This is a genomic window from Roseateles sp. DAIF2 (genome assembly GCF_015624425.1).
In the GTDB taxonomy this organism is placed as follows: domain Bacteria; phylum Pseudomonadota; class Gammaproteobacteria; order Burkholderiales; family Burkholderiaceae_C; genus Kinneretia.
The window spans coordinates 3508139-3524497 of record NZ_CP049919.1 but is presented as its reverse complement, the minus strand read 5'-3'; the positions used below and the strand labels follow the sequence as shown (position 1 = coordinate 3524497).

Annotated in this window: 16 protein-coding genes; 3 read left to right on the top strand and 13 right to left on the bottom strand. The window is 68.5% G+C overall.

Annotation, left to right across the window (positions count from 1 at the left end):
* Positions 1 to 10: 10 nt before the first annotated feature.
* Entirely contained in the window at positions 11 to 1033 is a 1023-nt protein-coding gene (locus G8A07_RS16315; RefSeq protein ID WP_195793087.1) for a hypothetical protein, read from the bottom strand.
* Positions 1034 to 1179: 146 nt separating this feature from the next.
* On the opposite strand from G8A07_RS16315, the gene G8A07_RS16310 reads away from it, so the two are divergent.
* Both G8A07_RS16310 and G8A07_RS16305 read left to right on the top strand, forming a co-directional pair.
* Positions 1180 to 1704, top strand: a complete 525-nt coding sequence (locus G8A07_RS16310) for a gamma carbonic anhydrase family protein (protein WP_195793086.1) — start codon at positions 1180 to 1182, stop codon at positions 1702 to 1704.
* A 13-nt stretch (positions 1705 to 1717) separates the two neighbouring features.
* A complete protein-coding gene (locus G8A07_RS16305; protein WP_195793085.1) occupies positions 1718 to 2686 on the top strand; it encodes an Hsp33 family molecular chaperone HslO in 969 nt (322 codons plus the stop codon).
* A gap of 57 nt (positions 2687 to 2743) precedes the next feature.
* Here G8A07_RS16305 and G8A07_RS16300 read toward each other — a convergent pair whose 3' ends face one another.
* The 12 genes from G8A07_RS16300 to G8A07_RS16245 all read right to left on the bottom strand — a co-directional run bounded on the left by G8A07_RS16300 (position 2744) and on the right by G8A07_RS16245 (position 15482).
* Positions 2744 to 4456 carry a bifunctional UDP-sugar hydrolase/5'-nucleotidase gene (locus G8A07_RS16300; RefSeq protein WP_195793084.1) on the bottom strand — a complete coding sequence of 571 codons (1713 nt, stop codon included), beginning with the start codon at positions 4454 to 4456 and terminating at the stop codon, positions 2744 to 2746.
* Positions 4457 to 4548: 92 nt separating this feature from the next.
* Positions 4549 to 4998 carry an N-acetyltransferase gene (locus tag G8A07_RS16295; RefSeq protein WP_195793083.1) on the bottom strand — a complete coding sequence of 150 codons (450 nt, stop codon included), beginning with the start codon at positions 4996 to 4998 and terminating at the stop codon, positions 4549 to 4551.
* Between the two features lie 10 nt (positions 4999 to 5008).
* A complete protein-coding gene (locus G8A07_RS16290) occupies positions 5009 to 5695 on the bottom strand; it encodes an AAA family ATPase (RefSeq protein ID WP_195793082.1) in 687 nt (228 codons plus the stop codon).
* A complete protein-coding gene (gene pnuC / locus G8A07_RS16285; RefSeq protein ID WP_195793081.1) occupies positions 5695 to 6333 on the bottom strand; it encodes a nicotinamide riboside transporter PnuC in 639 nt (212 codons plus the stop codon). The genes G8A07_RS16290 and pnuC overlap by 1 nt, the downstream gene beginning before the upstream one ends.
* A gap of 19 nt (positions 6334 to 6352) precedes the next feature.
* Positions 6353 to 6622, bottom strand: coding sequence for a cell division protein FtsB (gene ftsB / locus G8A07_RS16280; protein WP_195793080.1), 270 nt, complete (start codon positions 6620 to 6622; stop codon positions 6353 to 6355).
* A 76-nt stretch (positions 6623 to 6698) separates the two neighbouring features.
* Positions 6699 to 7985, bottom strand: coding sequence for a phosphopyruvate hydratase (gene eno / locus G8A07_RS16275; RefSeq protein WP_195793079.1), 1287 nt, complete (start codon positions 7983 to 7985; stop codon positions 6699 to 6701).
* Between the two features lie 114 nt (positions 7986 to 8099).
* The gene (locus G8A07_RS16270) at positions 8100 to 8387 is read right to left on the bottom strand and encodes a DUF1330 domain-containing protein (RefSeq protein ID WP_195793078.1); all 288 of its coding nucleotides are present in this window, start codon (positions 8385 to 8387) and stop codon (positions 8100 to 8102) included.
* A gap of 42 nt (positions 8388 to 8429) precedes the next feature.
* Entirely contained in the window at positions 8430 to 9287 is an 858-nt protein-coding gene (gene kdsA / locus G8A07_RS16265; RefSeq protein ID WP_195793077.1) for a 3-deoxy-8-phosphooctulonate synthase, read from the bottom strand.
* Positions 9288 to 9300: 13 nt separating this feature from the next.
* A complete protein-coding gene (locus tag G8A07_RS16260; RefSeq protein WP_195793076.1) occupies positions 9301 to 10944 on the bottom strand; it encodes a CTP synthase in 1644 nt (547 codons plus the stop codon).
* Between the two features lie 47 nt (positions 10945 to 10991).
* Entirely contained in the window at positions 10992 to 11843 is an 852-nt protein-coding gene (locus G8A07_RS16255; protein WP_249937019.1) for an alpha/beta fold hydrolase, read from the bottom strand.
* The gene (mutS, locus tag G8A07_RS16250; RefSeq protein ID WP_195793075.1) at positions 11840 to 14452 is read right to left on the bottom strand and encodes a DNA mismatch repair protein MutS; all 2613 of its coding nucleotides are present in this window, start codon (positions 14450 to 14452) and stop codon (positions 11840 to 11842) included. Before mutS ends, G8A07_RS16255 begins: the two co-directional genes overlap by 4 nt.
* Before the next feature lie 67 nt (positions 14453 to 14519).
* The gene (locus G8A07_RS16245) at positions 14520 to 15482 is read right to left on the bottom strand and encodes an inositol monophosphatase family protein (protein ID WP_195793074.1); all 963 of its coding nucleotides are present in this window, start codon (positions 15480 to 15482) and stop codon (positions 14520 to 14522) included.
* Between the two features lie 124 nt (positions 15483 to 15606).
* Between G8A07_RS16245 and G8A07_RS16240 the strand changes: the two genes are divergently transcribed.
* Positions 15607 to 16335 (top strand): RNA methyltransferase, encoded by a 729-nt coding sequence (locus tag G8A07_RS16240; protein WP_249937018.1) that lies wholly within the window; start codon positions 15607 to 15609, stop codon positions 16333 to 16335.
* Positions 16336 to 16359 lie beyond the last annotated feature (24 nt).

The following is a 16359-nucleotide window of genomic DNA, read 5'->3' as shown; positions in this document are numbered from 1 at the left end:
GGCGGGAGGGTCAGCGCAGCTCGGCCCAGGCCTTGGTCGAGCGGGTCTCGAAGGTGCCATCGCCGTCCGCGTCCAGCTCCACCAGCGCCTGGTTGGTGTTCTGGGCACTGATGCGGACCTTGGAGCCGTTGGCGCCGCTGACCAGCATCCGGCCGCTGCTCGGGAAATCCGCATTGGCCGCGGTCACGAAGGCCTCTTGCGTGTCGACGCGCACGCTCTTGTTCTCCAGCCGGTTGCCGCTCAAGGTGGCGCTCATGCTGCTGGTCTGGCTGCCGGAGGACGGGATGCGCAGGGTCAGGCGGGCATCGCGCACGGTATGGCTGAAGCTCAGGCCGCCGTCGCTGCCGCTGACGGTGAAGCTGTCGACCGCCAGCGTGAGCTCCACCGCGCCGGAGGCCACCGCGACCTGCATCTCCAGGCTGCCGTTGCCGGTGACGGTGTCGCCGGCCTCGGTGACCGCGAAATCGCCCAGGCTCAGCTGCAGGGTGGCGCTGTAATTGTTGCTGCCGAAGTCGCCGCTCAGGGACTTGGCGCTGAACGCCAGCTTGCCCTGGATGGTCATGTCGTCCTCGCGGCAGCCGCGGGCCTCGGTGCTGACGCTGTCGCCGGTGTCGAACTTGCCGTTGTTGTTCTTGTCGTCGGCGCTCAGCAGCAGGCTGCCACCCAGCGTGCAGGGCAGGGTGCGGTTGTTCACCGCCGCGGGGCGCGCCAGCTGGGCCTTGGCCAGCGGGCTTTCGGCCAGCCGCCCCAGGCCGGCGCCGGGCGTATCGCTGAGCGCCAGGTCACCGGTGCTCAGCAGGTAGGCGGAGGAGGACACCGCGGCCTGAGCCACCTGCTGGTAGTTGCCCGCGTTGATGCCCAGGCCGTTGACCGGCGCCGGCACGATGGGCGCGCCGCTGTCGGCGCTACTGCCACCCCCGCCGCCGCAGGCGCCGAGCAGGCCGAGGCACAGGGCGCCGATGGGCAGGCGCAGCGCCTGGTGAAGACGCGGGGCCGCGCGCAGCGGCTGCAGCAACGAGAAACTTGTCGGCATGGCCGTCCTCCCGGATTGTTGTGTGGGCCCGCTTGCCGGGCCGCGCGGTTTATAGCACCGGGCCCGGTCGCGCCGGAGCCCCCCAGGGGGTGAGGGACAGGCCCCGTAAAATCGGTTACTGGCACAACAGGCGGGAGAGTGATCCGATGGCCATCTATCAGCTGGGCGACCATGTTCCCGAGGTGGCGGATTCCGCCTGGGTGGCCGACTCGGCCCAGGTGATCGGGCGGGTGAGCCTGGCCGAGGACGCCAGCGTCTGGTTCAACGCCACCCTGCGCGGCGACAGCGAGCAGCTGACGATCGGCCGCGGCACGAACATCCAGGACGGCTCGGTGCTGCATGCCGATGCCGGCTTCCCGCTGGTGCTGGGCGAGGGCGTCACGGTCGGGCACCAGGTGATGCTGCATGGCTGCACGGTCGGCGAGAACTCGCTGATCGGTATCGGCGCGGTGGTGCTGAACGGCGCGCGCATCGGCAAGAACTCGCTGGTCGGCGCCGGTGCGCTGGTGACCGAGGGCAAGGAGTTTCCGGATGGGGTGCTGATCGTCGGCAGCCCGGCCAAGGTGCTGCGCGAGCTGACGCCCGAGCAGATCGACGGTTTAAAAAGAAGCGCCCGCCACTACATAGCGAATTCGCGTCGCTACGCGGCGGAGCTGAAGAAGATTGTTTGAGGTTGAATCCCCGATGAGTGAACTGCACAAATTCCTGTTCGAAGGCCTGCCGGTGCGCGGCATGCTGGTGCGCCTGACCGGCAGCTGGCAGGAGGTGCTGAAGCGCCGTGCCTCGCGCGATGCCTACCCCGCCGAGGTGCGCCAGCTGCTGGGCGAGATGGCCGCGGCGGGCGTGCTGATGCAGTCGAACATCAAGTTCAACGGCGCCCTGGTGCTGCAGGTGCTGGGCGACGGGCCGGTCAAGCTGGCCGTGGCCGAGGTGCAGCCCGACCTGAGCTTTCGCACCACCGCCAAGGTGGTGGGCGAGGTGCCGGCCGGCGCACGGCTGGAGGCGATGCTGAACGTGCACGGCCAGGGTCGCTGCGCGATCACCCTGGACCCGAAGGACAAGTTCCCGGGCCAGCAGCCCTACCAGGGCGTGGTGCCGCTGCATGGCGACCGGCGCGAGCCGCTGCAAAAGCTCTCCGAGGTGCTGGAGCATTACATGCTGCAGTCCGAGCAGCTGGATACCAAGCTGGTGCTGGCCGCGAACGACGAGATCGCCGCGGGCCTCTTGATCCAGCGCCTGCCGGTCAAGGGCGAGGGCAATATCGAAGGCACGGCCGCCGCCGAGCGCAACGAGGACCGCATCGGCCAGTCCGAGGACTTCAACCGCATCAGCATGCTGGCCGCCACCCTGACGCCGGAGGAACTGCTGGGCCTGGACGCGGACACCATCCTGCGCCGCCTGTTCTGGGAGGAGACGGTGCGCCGTTTCGAGCCGCAGCAGCCGCAGTTCTCCTGCACCTGCTCCCGCGAACGCGTTGGTCAGATGCTGAAAAGCCTGGGCCGCGAGGAGGTGGATTCGGTGCTCGAGGAGCGCGGCGAGGTCGAGGTCGGCTGCGAGTTCTGCGGCCTGCAGTACCACTTCGACGCGGTCGATGTCGGCGGGCTGTTCACCGCGGAGCTGCGGCAGCAGCCGGGCAGCGAGACGCTGCAGTAGCGACAAGAAAAAAGGGGCGCCGCGGCGCCCCTTTCTCATGCCGAGCCATGCGGCTCTTCAGTTCACCCGCTTGACCCGGTCCAGCGGCGCCGGGCCCAGATTGGGGTTGGCGGCAATGTAGAGCTCCAGCGCGTCGACATCCATCAGGCCGGTCAGCGCGTTCTTGCCCTCGGTGAGGACGCGGAAGCCATCGCCGCCGCTGGCGACGAAGCTGTTGACCGTCACGCGGTAGCTGGCGGCCATGTCCAGCGGCTGGCCGTTCAGGCTGAGGCTGCCCGGCACGACCCGCGCACCCAGCGGCGCCTTGGCGTCCCAGGTGTAGGCGAAGCCCCGCGAGACCTGCAGCATCTGGCCTCGGGCATGCTCGGCGTCGCGCCATTGCTGCTCCAGCAGGCGGCGGATCTGGTCGCCGCTCAGGCTCAGGGTGACCAGGTTGTTCGAGAAGGGCTGGACCGTGAACACATCGCCATAGGTGACCTGGCCGTTGGCGCGGCGGGTCAGCGCCTCGCGCACGCCGCCGATGTTCATCAGCGCGATCACCGCGCCGCCTTTGTCCGGCGCGCTGCTGGCGGCCAGCTGCGCGTCGGCCACCAGCTGGCCCATCGCGGTGGCGCCGGCCGCATCGGGTTCGCGCGAGACCGTCGCGGCGATGGCACCGATGACGCGGTTCGCCAGCGGCGCGGCCAGGTCCTCGTAGGCCTTGATCAGCGCGGTCTGGGCCGGGTCCTTGGCGTAGCGCTCGGTGCGCACCACCACATTGTTGGCGCGGCTCGAGATCACGTCGCGGGTCTTGGGGTCGAGCTGCAGGTCGATCTCGGTGATCAGGGTGCCGTACTTGTCGCCGCTGGTGACCAGGCGGCCGTCGATCTGGCAGGTGTAGGCCCGGTGCGTGTGGCCGCTGACGACGAAGTCCACCGCCTTGTCCAGCTTCTTGACGATGTCGACGATCGGGCCGGAGATGCCGGGGCATTCGTTCGGGCCGCCGGTCGGCAGGCCGCCCTCGTGGATCAGCAGCGCGATCGCCTCGATGCCCTTGGCCTTCAGCTCGGGCACCAGCTTGTTGACGGTCTCGGCCTCGTCGTCGAAGCGCAGGCCCGCGACGCCGGCCGGGGTCACGATCTCCGGCGTGCCCTTCAGGGTCAGGCCGATGAAGGCCATCGGGATGCCGTTGAAGCTCTTGATGTAGTAGGGCGGCAGCACGGTCTTGCCGGTCTTCAGATCCCAGGTGCTGGCGGCCAGGTACTGGAACTTCGCGCCCTTGAACGGTGCCGGGCCCTTGCAGCCCTCCTTGGGATGGCAGCCGCCGTACTGCTTGCGCAGCAGCTCGGCGATGCCGCCGTCGAACTCGTGGTTGCCGACCGCGGCCACATCCAGCCCCATCAGGCCCAGCGATTCGACCGTGGGTTCGTCATGGAACAGCGCCGACAGCAGCGGGCTGCCGCCGATCAGGTCGCCGGCCGCGACGAAGATATGGTTCGGATTGGCGCGGCGCAGCTCGGCCACCGCGGTATGCAGATGCTCGGCGCCGCCGGCCGCGACCGTCACGAGCTTGTTCGGATCCTTTGGGTCCTCGCCCTTGAGCCGGATGCCGCCGGCCGCGGGCTTCAGATTGCCATGGAAATCGTTGATCGCCAGCACCTTGACCGCGACCGGGCCGGTCGGCGCCGGAGCTTGCGGCGGCTGCTGGCTCGCGCAGCCGGCCAGCACAAGGGCGGCGGTGGCCAGGGCGAGGGTGGAAACGGACGGCCTCGGGATCTTCGACAGCGGCATCGTGGTGCTCCGAAATATGCAGACGGCGGATGGCCGGCGACTATAGCGGGCAAACGTTTGCAGCCCAAGGGATGAAACTACCGGGGGGCGGCTCAGCCCGCCGGGTCGATGGCCTTGAAATAGACGAGCTCCGGATCGGCCTCATCGAGGTTCTCGATCCGGCCGCTGGTGACAAAGCCGGCACGGGAGAACAGGCCCTGGGCGCGAATGTTGGAGGTGTTGGTGCTGGTGAAGAGCTTGGGGCCGATGCACAGCCGCTCGGCTTGTGCCAGCAGGAAGCGGCCGATGCCCTGGCGCTGATGGCCCTCTGCCACGCAGACCAGCGGGATGAATCCGTGGCCGAAAAAGGCGCGCTGTTGCAGCACGACGAAGCCGGCCGACTCGTTGCCGGCCAGGGCGATGAAGCAGGATTGCTGTTCGACCCAGTGTTGTAGCTCCTGCCGGCGGGCTTCTTGAGCCTGCGCATAGACATCGCAGGCGATGAGGCCGGGGAGATCGGCGTGGTCGGCGCGGCGAAGGCTCAGCGCGGGGCGGGCCGACATGGCGAAGGTCTCAAGCGTCGCGCTGCGTTCGCAGCCGCAGCGACGCATGCTCGCATTCCGGCACATCGCAGTCCTGGCAGAACCAAGCCTGCTCGGGCAGCGCCTCCTGACGCGCCTGCAGCCGGGTGAACAGGCCACCGCTGCGCTGGCCGCGCCCGCGCCGCAGCAGTAGGGGCGTCACCGCGTTGAGCGCCGATTCCAGCCGCGCACCCTCGCGGCCGCCGACGCCGCTCCAGCCGAGGCCCGCGCCCAGCAGCGCGCTGCGCAGCGCGGCGTCTACCGGCTGCTGCACCTGCGGGCCGTCGCGCTGCAGGCCGTCGGCCACCCAGGGCAGGTCCAGCGCGGTCAGCAGGGTCAGCTCGCAGCGGCGCTGGAAGTCCAGCGCGGCGGGGAGCAGGCTCGGGTCCCGGAACAGCAGCTGGCTGTAGATGGCGGTCATCAGCGGCGTGGTGTCGCAGATCACGAGCTCATGGCCCTGCGCCGCGGCCTCCTCGATCTGGCGCGCCTGCTCGGCGGCGATCGCGGCCTGCTCGTCGGCGCGCGGCGTGCGGCCGCGGGTCTCGCACCAGCTGCGCAGGTGCTCGGGCACCACCGCGCAGCGCAGGCCGGTGTCCTGCCGCAGGCGCTCGGCCAGCTCCAGCGCCAGCCGGCTCTTGCCGGTGCTTTCGGCTCCGATCAGCGCGATCTTGATCGTCATCAGGCGCGCGCCGGCAGCAGCAGCTGGCGCTGCCAGGCGCGCCAGCCGGCCACCGACATCGGGATGAACACCGCGTAGAGCACGACGGTGAGCCAGTAGCCCTTGAAGGCGAACAGCGCGACGCTGACCGCGTTGACGACCACCCAGACGCCCCAGTTCTCCTGGTATTTGCGGCCCAGCAGGTATTGGCCCAGCAGGCTGGCGACGGTGGGGAAGGCGTCCCAGTAGGGCAGGGGCGAATCGGTCTGGCGGTCCAGCAGCAGGCCCAGCAGCGGCCAGGCGGCCAGCACCGCGACCAGGGCCAGCCAGCGCGCGCGCGGGCTCATCAGGCGCACGCGCAGCTTCTGGCCGCTGGCGTCGCGGCCGCGCAGCCATTGCCACCAGCCCCACAGGGCCAGCGAGGCGAATACCAGCTGCAGCGAGGCCTCGCCGTAGAGCTTGCCGTCCCAGAACAGCAGAAAGTAGAGCAGGGAACTGGCCAGCGCCAGCGGCCAGGCCAGCACATGCACGCGCATATTGCAGATCACCATCCAGACCGCCAGCGCGAAGGCCAGGATCTCGGTCCAGGTGATCGGGCTGCCCAGCAGCTCGAAGGCCGGCGTGAACAGGGGATGCAGCAGCTGCAGCAGGTCGTCCATCGCAATGCGGTCGGTGGCCTCAGCGGCGCACTTGGACGTAGATCTCGTCGGGCTTGACCATGCCCAGTTCGGAGCGGGCCTTTTCCTCGACCATCTCCAGGCCCTCCTTCAGGTCGCGCAGTTCGGCGTCGAGCTGCGCATTGCGCTGGCGGGCCTTGTCGTTGGCGTCGCGCTGGGTGGCCAGTTCGGACTTCAGTTCGGCCACGCGCGCGATGCCGCCCTTGCCGAGCCAGAGCTGGGCCTGGATGGCGAGCAGGAAGGCGGCGAGGATCAGGCCGAGGAGTTTCACGCGCGCAAGTGTAGCCGCGAGTCAACGCGGCTTCACGATCCGCCGCCCCGCATGCGCGCGGGGCGGGGCGGGATCGTCAACGAAGGTTGTAGAAGGCAGCGCGGCCGGGATACACGGCCACATCGCCCAGGTCTTCCTCGATGCGCAGCAGCTGGTTGTACTTGGCCATGCGGTCCGAGCGCGACAGCGAGCCGGTCTTGATCTGGCCGGCGTTCAGGCCCACGGCGATGTCGGAGATGGTCGAATCCTCGGTCTCGCCCGAGCGGTGTGAGATCACGGCGGTGTAGCCGGCGCGCTTGGCCATCTCGATGGCGGCGAAGGTCTCGGTCAGCGTGCCGATCTGGTTGATCTTGATCAGGATCGAGTTGGCGATGCCCTTGTCGATGCCTTCCTGCAGGATCTTGGTGTTGGTGACGAACAGGTCGTCGCCGACCAGCTGCACCTTGTCGCCCAGCTTCTCGGTGATGTGCTTCCAGCCGGCCCAATCGCCCTCGGCCATGCCGTCCTCGATCGAGATGATCGGGTACTTGTCGACCCAGGTGGCCAGCATGTCGGTCCACTGCTCGGCGCTCAGCTTGATGCCGCCTTCGCCTTCCAGCACGTACTGGCCGTCCTTGTAGAACTCGCTGGCGGCGCAGTCCAGGCCCAGGGCGATCTGCTCGCCGGCGGTGTAGCCGGCCTTGTCGATCGCTTCCAGGATCATCTGGATCGCGGCCTCATGGTTCTCGACGTTGGGGGCGAAGCCGCCCTCGTCGCCGACGGCGGTGGACATGCCCTTGGCGTCGATGATCTTCTTCAGCGCGTGGAAGACCTCCGCGCCCCAGCGCAGCGCCTCGCGGAACGACGGCGCGCCCACGGGGATGATCATCAGCTCTTGCAGGTCGATCGAGTTGTTGGCGTGGGCGCCGCCGTTGATGACGTTCATCATCGGCACCGGCAGCTGGTTGCCGCCCATGCCGCCAAAGTAGCGGTACAGCGGCAGGCCGGATTCCTCGGCGGCGGCGCGCGCCACGGCCATCGAGACGGCCAGCATCGCGTTGGCGCCCAGGCGGCTCTTGTTCTCGGTGCCGTCCAGGTCAATCAGGGTCTTGTCCAGGAAGGCCTGCTCGGAGGCGTCCAGGCCCAGCACGGCTTCGCTGATCTCGGTGTTGATGTGCTCGACGGCCTTAAGCACGCCCTTGCCCAGGTAGCGGCCCTTGTCGCCATCGCGCAGCTCGATCGCTTCGCGCGAGCCGGTCGAGGCGCCGCTGGGCACGGCCGCGCGGCCCATCACGCCGGACTCCAGCAGCACGTCGCATTCGACGGTGGGGTTGCCGCGGCTGTCCAAAATCTCGCGTCCAACGATGTCAACAATGGCGCTCATTGAGAAGGTCTCCGGTAGGAAGTTGGTAACTCAGTTACGTTCGGCGCGCATGGTGCCAGCAAACGGTTACGCGCGCAGAACAATCGTGCGGGGCGGCGGCGGCGGGCGCCGCGCTCAAACGCCGTCGACGATCAGCATGCGCATCACGCCGGCGTTGGCGCGCAGGGTCTTGGCATGCTGATAGGTCTGGGAATCGTAGAAGGCGCGGGCGGTCGCGTGGTCGGCGAACTTCAGCAGGACCAGGCGGCTGGGCGTCCAGTCGCCTTCCAGCACCTCGATCGCGCCGCCGCGCACCTGGACCTCGGCCCCATGCTCCTGCATGGCCTTGGTGCTCCATTCGCGGTACTTGGCCATCTGCTCGGGATCGGTGATGGTGACGTCGGCAATGATGAAGGCGCTCATGCGTGCTGGGGGTCAGGAGTTGTGATTGGGCGGGGCTTAAGCTCAGCAGGAAAAATCGTTCTCGAGCAGCGGCTGGGTCTTGACCACGCGGTCCAGCGCGACCAGCTGCTCCAGCAAGGTCCGCATATGCTGCAGCGGCACGGCGTTGGGTCCATCGGACCAGGCCTCTGCCGGGCGCGGATGGGTTTCCATGAACAGGCCGGCCACGCCGGCGCCCACGCCGGCGCGTGCCAGCACCGGCACCATCTCGCGGGCGCCACCGCTGCTGGTGCCCTGACCACCGGGCTTCTGCACCGAGTGGGTCACGTCGAACACCACCGGCGCGCCGGATTTGCGCATCTCTGCCAGGCTGCTCATATCGGCCACGAGGTTGTTGTAGCCGAAGCTCACGCCACGCTCGCAGGCCAGGAAGCGGTCCTCCGACAGGCCGGCTTCGCGGGCCGCGTCGCGCGCCTTGTCGATGACGTTCTTCATGTCCCAGGGCGCGAGGAACTGGCCCTTCTTGATGTTCACCGGCTTGCCCGACTTGGCCACCGCGCGGATGAAATCGGTCTGGCGGCACAGGAAGGCCGGGGTCTGCAGCACGTCGACCACGGCGGCCACATCGGCCACCTGGGCTTCGTCATGCACATCGGTCAGGATGGGCAGGCCCAGCTGGCGACGCACCTCGTCGAGGATCTTGAGGCCGGCGTCCATGCCGACGCCGCGCTTGGTGCTGCCCGACGAGCGGTTGGCCTTGTCGAAGGAGCCCTTGTAGATCAGCGGGATGCCCAGGGCCGAGCAGGCCTCCTTGAGCCGGCCTGCCACTTCCATGCTCATCTCCAGGCCCTCGATCGAGCAGGTGCCAGCGATCAGGAAGAAGGGGCGGTCGATGCCGACCTCAAAATCGCACAGCTTCATGGCAGGGGCTCCTTCAGGCCTGTTTGTGTTCCAGCGCCGCCTTGATGAAGGCGGTGAACAGCGGGTGGCCGTCCCAGGGCGTGGACTTGAATTCCGGGTGGAACTGCACGCCGACATACCAGGGATGGACAGAGCGCGGCAGCTCGACCATCTCGGTCAGCTTCTCGCGCTGGGTGATGGCCGAGATCACCAGACCGGCCTCTTGCAAACGGTCCAGATAATGCTCGTTGGCCTCGTAGCGGTGGCGATGGCGCTCGGTGACCACCGGGCCGTAGATGTCATGGGCCAGGGTGCCGGGCTTGACGTCCGAGCTCTGCGCGCCCAGACGCATCGTGCCGCCCAGATCGCTCTTTTCGTCGCGTCTCTGGATGGTGCCGTCGGCGTCCTGCCATTCGTCGATCAAGGCGATCACCGGGTTCGGTGTCTCGGGCTCGAACTCGGTCGAATTGGCGCCGGCCAGGCCGGCCATATGGCGGGCGTACTCGATGGTCGCGACCTGCATGCCCAGGCAGATGCCCAGATAAGGCACCTTGTGCTCGCGAGCGTACTTGGCCGCCAGGATCTTGCCCTCGACGCCGCGCTTGCCGAAGCCGCCGGGCACCAGGATCGCATCGAACTGGGCCAGCTGATCGATGTTGCCCTCGTTCAGCAGCTCGGAGTCGACATACTCGATGTTGACGCGGGCATGGTTGTGGATGCCGGCGTGGCGCAGCGCCTCGTTGAGAGACTTGTAGGAATCGGACAGATCGGTGTACTTGCCGCACATCGCGATCGTCACTTCCTTGGCCGGGTTCTCGACCTCGTGCACCAGGGTGTCCCAGCGCTTCAGGTCGGTGGACTTGGTGTTGAGCTGCAGCTTGGTGCAGATCAGCTGGTCCAGGCCCTGCTCGTGCAGCACGCGGGGCACCTTGTAGATGGTGTTCACGTCCCACATCGAGATCACGCCGTACTCGGGCACGTTGGTGAACAGCGAGATCTTCTCGCGTTCGTCGTCCGGGATGCGGCGGTCGGCGCGGCACAGCAGCGCGTCCGGCTGGATGCCGATCTCGCGCAGCTTCTGCACGGTGTGCTGGGTCGGCTTGGTCTTCAGCTCGCCGGCGGCAGCGATCCAGGGCACATAGGTCAGATGCACGAAGGCCACATTGTGGGGGCCGGCCTTCAGGCTCATCTGGCGCGCGGCTTCCAGGAAGGGCAGGGACTCGATGTCACCCACCGTGCCGCCGATCTCGACGATGGCCACGTCCACGGCATCGGGCGTGCCATGGCCGGCACCGCGGCGGATGAAGTCCTGCATCTCGTTGGTGATGTGCGGGATCACCTGCACGGTCTTGCCGAGATAGTCGCCGCGACGCTCCTTCTCCAGCACCGACATGTAGATCTGGCCGGTGGTGAAGTTGTTGCTCTTCTTCATCCGCGTGGTGATGAAGCGCTCGTAGTGGCCCAGGTCCAGATCGGTCTCTGCGCCGTCGTCGGTGACGAAGACCTCGCCATGCTGAAAGGGGGACATCGTGCCTGGATCGACGTTGATGTACGGATCCAGCTTGATGAGGGTGACCTTGAGGCCACGCGATTCGAGGATGGCGGCCAGCGAGGCCGATGCAATGCCCTTGCCGAGGGAGGACACCACACCGCCGGTGACGAAGACGTACTTGGTCATTGTCTTGCAGCGCCCTCGTTCAAGAACGCTGTGGTGGTAAAAAGTGATTATAGCGAGGTCGTCCCGACCGGGTCGGGCCGCAGTGCTTGCAGCAGTTCCAGCACCAGGGCCGCGGTGTCGTCCGGGCGCTCGAAGGGATAGAGGTGCGAGCCCTCCATCCAGTGGAAATGCTCGCGCGCCAGCGCCTTCGAGGCCGCGGCGCCCGCGCTTCGAAGCTCCTCGGACTGGGTGCCGGCGATGAAGCCGACCGGGCAGCGCAGCGGGCGGCGGCGCAGCACCGCGTCCAGGTGGTGCGGCAGGGTGTCGTAGATGCGGGTCTCGATCTCGCGCGCGAAGCCCAGATGGGTCTTGCCGTCGTCGCGCTCCTCGAAGCCGCTGGCCACATAGTCGGCCAGCACGCGCGGATCCCAGCGGGCGAACTTGTGCTTGGCCGCGAAATGCGCCTGCACCGCCTCGCGTGTTGGCCATTCATGGCGGCGCTGGCGCGAGATCTTGCCGGGCGAGATCCGGGGCATCAGCCGCGTGGCCTTGGCCACCCGCACGCTGTGCGCGCGCCAGCCGCTGACCACCGGCGAGTCCAGCATCAGCAGGCCCGCGGCCAGGTCCAGCCGACGGCTCGCGACCATCAGGCTCAGCATGCCGCCCAGCGAATGGCCGACCAGCATCACCGGCGCGGCCGCCGGCATCTTGGCCTGGACCTCGCGCTCGATGAAATGGATCAGCTGGTCGCGCAGATGCGGCCAGTTGCTGGTGACCGGGTAGGCCGGGTCGTGGCCGAAGCGGGGCAGGGCATGCACGTCCCAGCCGGCCGCGCGCCAGGCTTCGAACAGCACGCGGTAGCAGCCCGCGCCGAAGCCGTTGGCATGCGAGAAGACCAGCGTGCCGCGGCTGTTCATCATGAGGAGCGGCCGAGCTTCTTCAGCTGGTACAGCGCCTCCAGCGCCTCGCGCGGGCTCATCGAGTCCGGGTCCAGCTCGGCCAGCGCGTCCAGCGCCGGATGGGCGAAATCGGCGGAGGCCAGCGCGACCGGCTCGGGCGGCGGCGCGAACAGGTCGATCTGCGCCTCGCCCTCGCTGGCCTTGGCCTCCAGCGCCTCCAGGGTCGCACGTGCCTGACGCACCAGCGAGCCGGGCATGCCGGCCAGGCGCGCCACCTGCACGCCATAGCTGCGGCTGGCCGGGCCGGGCTGGATCTCGTGCAGGAACACGATGTCCTCGCCGCTCTCCACCGCCGAGACATGGTGGTTCTGCGCCTGCTGGTGCTTGGCCGGGAACTCGGTCAGCTCGAAGTAATGGGTCGCGAACAGGGTGAACGCGCGGTTTTTGTCGTGCAGATGGCTGGCGATTGCGCCGGCCAGGGCCAGGCCGTCGAAGGTCGAGGTGCCGCGGCCGATCTCGTCCATCAGCACCAGGGACTGGTCGGTCGCGCCATGCAGGATGGCGGCGGCCTCGGTCATCTCCAGCATGAAGGTCGACTGCGCATTGGCCAGGTCGTCGGCCGCGCCGATGCGGGTGTGGATTGCGTCCATCGGCCCGAGCCGGCAGCTGGCGGCCGGCACATAGGAGCCGATGGCGGCCAGCAGGCTGATCAGCGCCACCTGGCGCATGAAGGTGCTCTTGCCGCCCATGTTCGGGCCGGTGATCACCAGCAGCTTGGTGCGCGCATCGAGCCGGCAGTCGTTGGCCATGAACTCGCCACCGCCGGTCTCGCGCAGGCGCATCTCGACCACCGGATGGCGGCCGGCCTGGATGTCGATGCAGGGCTGGGCCACGAAGTCGGGCCGGCTCCAGTTCAGGGTTGCGGCGCGTTCGGCCAGCGCGGCCAGCGCGTCCAGGCTGGCCAGCGCGCGGCCCAGGGTGGTCAGCGGCTGCAGCTCCTCCACCAGATGGTCGATCACCATCTCGTAGAGCAGCTTCTCGCGCGCCAGCGAGCGCTCCTGGGCCGACAGGGCCTTGTCCTCGAAGGTCTTCAGCTCCGGCGTGATGTAGCGCTCGGCGTTCTTCAGGGTCTGGCGGCGCTGGTAGTCCATCGGCACCTTGTCGACCTGGCCCTGCGTCACCTCGATATAGAAGCCATGCACCTTGTTGAACTGCACGCGCAGGTTCGCGATGCCGGTGCGGGCGCGCTCGCGCGCCTCCAGGTCCAGGAGGAAGGCGTCGCAGTTCTGTGCGATGCCGCGCAGCTCGTCCAGCTCGGCGTCGAAGCCGGTGGCGATCACGCCGCCGTCGCGCAGCAGCACGGCCGGCTCGTCGGCGATCGCGCGCTCCAGCAGCTCGCGCACATGGGGTGAGGCGGCCAGGCCGGCGGCCAGCTGCTCGATCAGCGCCGAGCCGCCGGGCAGGGTCTCGCGCAGCTCGGGCAGGGTCTGCAGGGTGGCGCGCAGGCCGGTCAGCTCGCGCGGGCGCACCTGACGCAGCGCGATGCGCGCGGCGATGCGCTCGACGTCCGACACATGGCGCAGCGCCTCGCGCAGCGGCTCGTAGCCGGCCGCGATCAGCGCCGCCAGTGCGTCATGGCGCGCCAGCGCCTCGGCGCGCTCGCGCCGCGGGTGCAGCAGCCAGTGGCGCAGCGCGCGGCTGCCCATGCCGGTGCGGCAGCTGTCCAGCAGCGACAGCAGGGTCGGCGAGCTCTCGCCGCGCAGGGTCTGGATCAGCTCCAGATTGCGCTGGGTGGCCGGCGGCAGGTCCAGCAGCTCGCCGCCGCGCAGCACCTGCAGGCTCTTCACATGGGCCAGCGCCCGGCCCTGGGTATGTTCGGCATAGGCCAGCAGCGCGGCCGCGGCGGCCTGGGCGGCCTCCAGCCGGTCGGCATTGAAGCCCTGCAGGCTGGCCACACCCAGCTGCTCGCAGAGCTTGCGCACGCCCAGCGTGGTGTCGAACTGCCAGCCGGGGCGGTTGGTGATCGGCAGCCGCGCCGCCAGCACCGCAGCCGGCTGGCGCTCGCGGTCCACCAGCACCTCGGCCGGGCTCATGCGTGCCAGGTAGGAAGGCAGCTCGGTGTCCTTGCATTCGGCCAGGCCCAGCTCGCCCTTGGTCAGCGACAGCCAGGCCAGGCCCAGGCTGCTCCTGCCCTGTTGCACCACGGCCAGCAGCACCGAATCCTGCTTGTCGGCCAGCAGCTCGGTGTCGGTGACCGTGCCGGGCGTGACCACGCGCACCACCTTGCGCTCGACCGGGCCCTTGGCGGTGGCGACGTCGCCCACCTGCTCGGCGATCGCCACCGACTCGCCCAGCTTGATCAGCTTGGCCAGGTAGCTCTCCAGCGCATGCGCCGGCACGCCCGCCATCACCACCGGCTCGCCGCCGCTCTGGCCGCGCGTGGTCAGCGTGATGTCCAGCAGCGCGTTGCACTTGCGGGCATCGTCGTAGAACACCTCGTAGAAGTCCCCCATCCGGAAGAACACCAGCACGTCCGGGTGCTGGGTCTTCAGCCGGAAGTACTGCTGCATCACCGGGGTGTGGGCGCTGAAATCCTGGGAGTCGGCTGCTGAAGGGGCTGCTGAGGTCATGGGCGGGGTCAAAATGAACAAAGCCCTCGGGCGAGGGCTTTGCTGAGGCTGGAAAGGGAGTTTAGCGTCAGGCGGCGCTGTCGCCCTCGACGTCTGCCTTCTTGATGCGCACCGGGCCGCGCTTCTTCGCGGGGGCGGCCGCGGCAGCGGCGACGGCATCGGCGGCCGTGGGCTTGCCGCCGGCCTCGGCGGCGGGCGCCGCCGTCTCGTCCTCGGCCTTGATCACGCGGGTGTAGGGGCTCAGGATCTGCACCAGCTGACCGTAGATCTTCGGGCTGCCGGCGACCACCTCGCGCTGGTTCAGGAAGTCGGCTTCGCCGGTGAAGTTGCCGATCAGGCCGCCGGCCTCGGTGATGATCAGCGAGCCCGCGGCCACGTCCCAGGGGTTCAGGCCGGTCTCGAAGAAGGCGTCGTAGTAACCGGCGGCCACATAGCAGAGGTCGAGTGCGGCGGCGCCAGGGCGGCGCAGGCCGGCGCATTGCTGCATCACCTCCTCGAACATCTTGACGTAGCGCTTGAAGTTGTCACCGCGGCGGAAGGGGAAACCGGTGCCGATCAGCGCGTCGCTCATGCGGGTGCGCTTGGAGACGCGCAGGCGCTTGTCGTTCAGGAAGGCGCCGCGGCCCTTGGTGGCGTAGAACAGGTCGTTGCGGGTCGGGTCGTAGACGACGGCCTGCTCGATCTTGCCGCGGAAGGCCAGCGCGATCGACACGCAATAGACCGGGAAGCCGTGGATGAAATTGGTGGTGCCGTCCAGCGGATCGATGATCCAGACATAGTCGGAATGCTTGTTGCCGTGGCTGCGGCCCGATTCCTCGGCCAGGATGCCGTGGTCGGGATAGGCTTGCAGCAGGGTTTCGATGATGGCGTTCTCTGCCGCCTGGTCCACCTCGGTCACGAAGTCGTTGGGCGACTTGGTGTTGATCTTCAGGATGTCGAGATCCAGCGACGCGCGGTTGATGATGGAACCGGCTGCACGGGCCGCCTTGATGGCGACGTTCAGCATGGGATGGAGTGCGGCTTGCGTCATGGCTTGGATAAACCTGCGTGGGGAGGGTGGACTGGCGAAGGCAAAGAGCGGGGGCGGTGACCCCGGGCGACAGGGCCCGGCCGCGGATAATCGCGCATTTTAACCGAGAGCGGCCCGCAGCACCGTGGATTCCACACGTTTCATCCTGATCCAGACCAGCCACCCTGGCAATGTCGGCGCCACCGCGCGGGCGATGAAGGTGATGGGTTTTTCCGAGCTGGTGCTGGTGCGCCCGCGTTTCGCCGATGTGCTGTCCCAGGAGGAGACGGTCGCGATGGCCAGCGGCGCGGCCGACATCCTGGCCCGCGCGCGCATCGTCGACAGCCTGGCCGAGGCGCTGGACGGCGTCAGCTTCGCCTGCGCCACCGCGATGACGCCGCGCGACTTCGGGCCACCGACGCGCGAGCCGCGCCCGCTGTTCGCCGAGCTGGCGGCGCAGGGCACGCACAAGATCGGCCTGGTGTTCGGCTCCGAGCGCTACGGCATGAGCAACGAGGATGTGTATCGCTGCCATGCGGTGCTGTCGATCCCGACCCATCCCGACTACGGCTCCCTGAATCTGGCCCAGGCAGTGCAGCTGCTGGCCTATGACCTGCGCCAGGCCCTGGGTGGCTTCGCGGTGGCGCCGCGCACCGCCGATCCCGATCTGGCCGATGGCCGGGCGGTGCAGGGCCTGCTGGCGCATCTGGAGGAGGCGCTGGTGGCGATCGACTACCTCGACCCGGCCGCGCCCAAGAAGCTGATGCCGCGCCTGAACCAGCTGTTCAACCGCGCGCAGCTGACTTCTGAAGAAGTGCACATCCTGCGCGGCATGGCCCGCGCGATGCTCAAGACCCGCCGCGGCGAGGGTTGATCCGCCCGGCTAGACTGACAGCCC

Bases quoted from the DNA above. Each gene is read 5' to 3' on its own strand.
- mutS (WP_195793075.1), bottom strand. From the start codon at position 14,452: ATGACCTCAGCAGCCCCTTCAGCAGCCGACTCCCAGGATTTCAGCGCC.
- pnuC (WP_195793081.1), bottom strand. From the start codon at position 6,333: ATGGACGACCTGCTGCAGCTGCTGCATCCCCTGTTCACGCCGGCCTTC.
- kdsA (WP_195793077.1), bottom strand. From the start codon at position 9,287: ATGAAGCTGTGCGATTTTGAGGTCGGCATCGACCGCCCCTTCTTCCTG.
- G8A07_RS16310 (WP_195793086.1), top strand. From the start codon at position 1,180: ATGGCCATCTATCAGCTGGGCGACCATGTTCCCGAGGTGGCGGATTCC.
- eno (WP_195793079.1), bottom strand. From the start codon at position 7,985: ATGAGCGCCATTGTTGACATCGTTGGACGCGAGATTTTGGACAGCCGC.
- G8A07_RS16300 (WP_195793084.1), bottom strand. From the start codon at position 4,456: ATGCCGCTGTCGAAGATCCCGAGGCCGTCCGTTTCCACCCTCGCCCTG.
- G8A07_RS16305 (WP_195793085.1), top strand. From the start codon at position 1,718: ATGAGTGAACTGCACAAATTCCTGTTCGAAGGCCTGCCGGTGCGCGGC.
- G8A07_RS16290 (WP_195793082.1), bottom strand. From the start codon at position 5,695: ATGACGATCAAGATCGCGCTGATCGGAGCCGAAAGCACCGGCAAGAGC.
- G8A07_RS16255 (WP_249937019.1), bottom strand. From the start codon at position 11,843: ATGATGAACAGCCGCGGCACGCTGGTCTTCTCGCATGCCAACGGCTTC.
- G8A07_RS16270 (WP_195793078.1), bottom strand. From the start codon at position 8,387: ATGAGCGCCTTCATCATTGCCGACGTCACCATCACCGATCCCGAGCAG.
- G8A07_RS16260 (WP_195793076.1), bottom strand. From the start codon at position 10,944: ATGACCAAGTACGTCTTCGTCACCGGCGGTGTGGTGTCCTCCCTCGGC.
- G8A07_RS16315 (WP_195793087.1), bottom strand. From the start codon at position 1,033: ATGCCGACAAGTTTCTCGTTGCTGCAGCCGCTGCGCGCGGCCCCGCGT.
- G8A07_RS16245 (WP_195793074.1), bottom strand. From the start codon at position 15,482: ATGACGCAAGCCGCACTCCATCCCATGCTGAACGTCGCCATCAAGGCG.
- G8A07_RS16295 (WP_195793083.1), bottom strand. From the start codon at position 4,998: ATGTCGGCCCGCCCCGCGCTGAGCCTTCGCCGCGCCGACCACGCCGAT.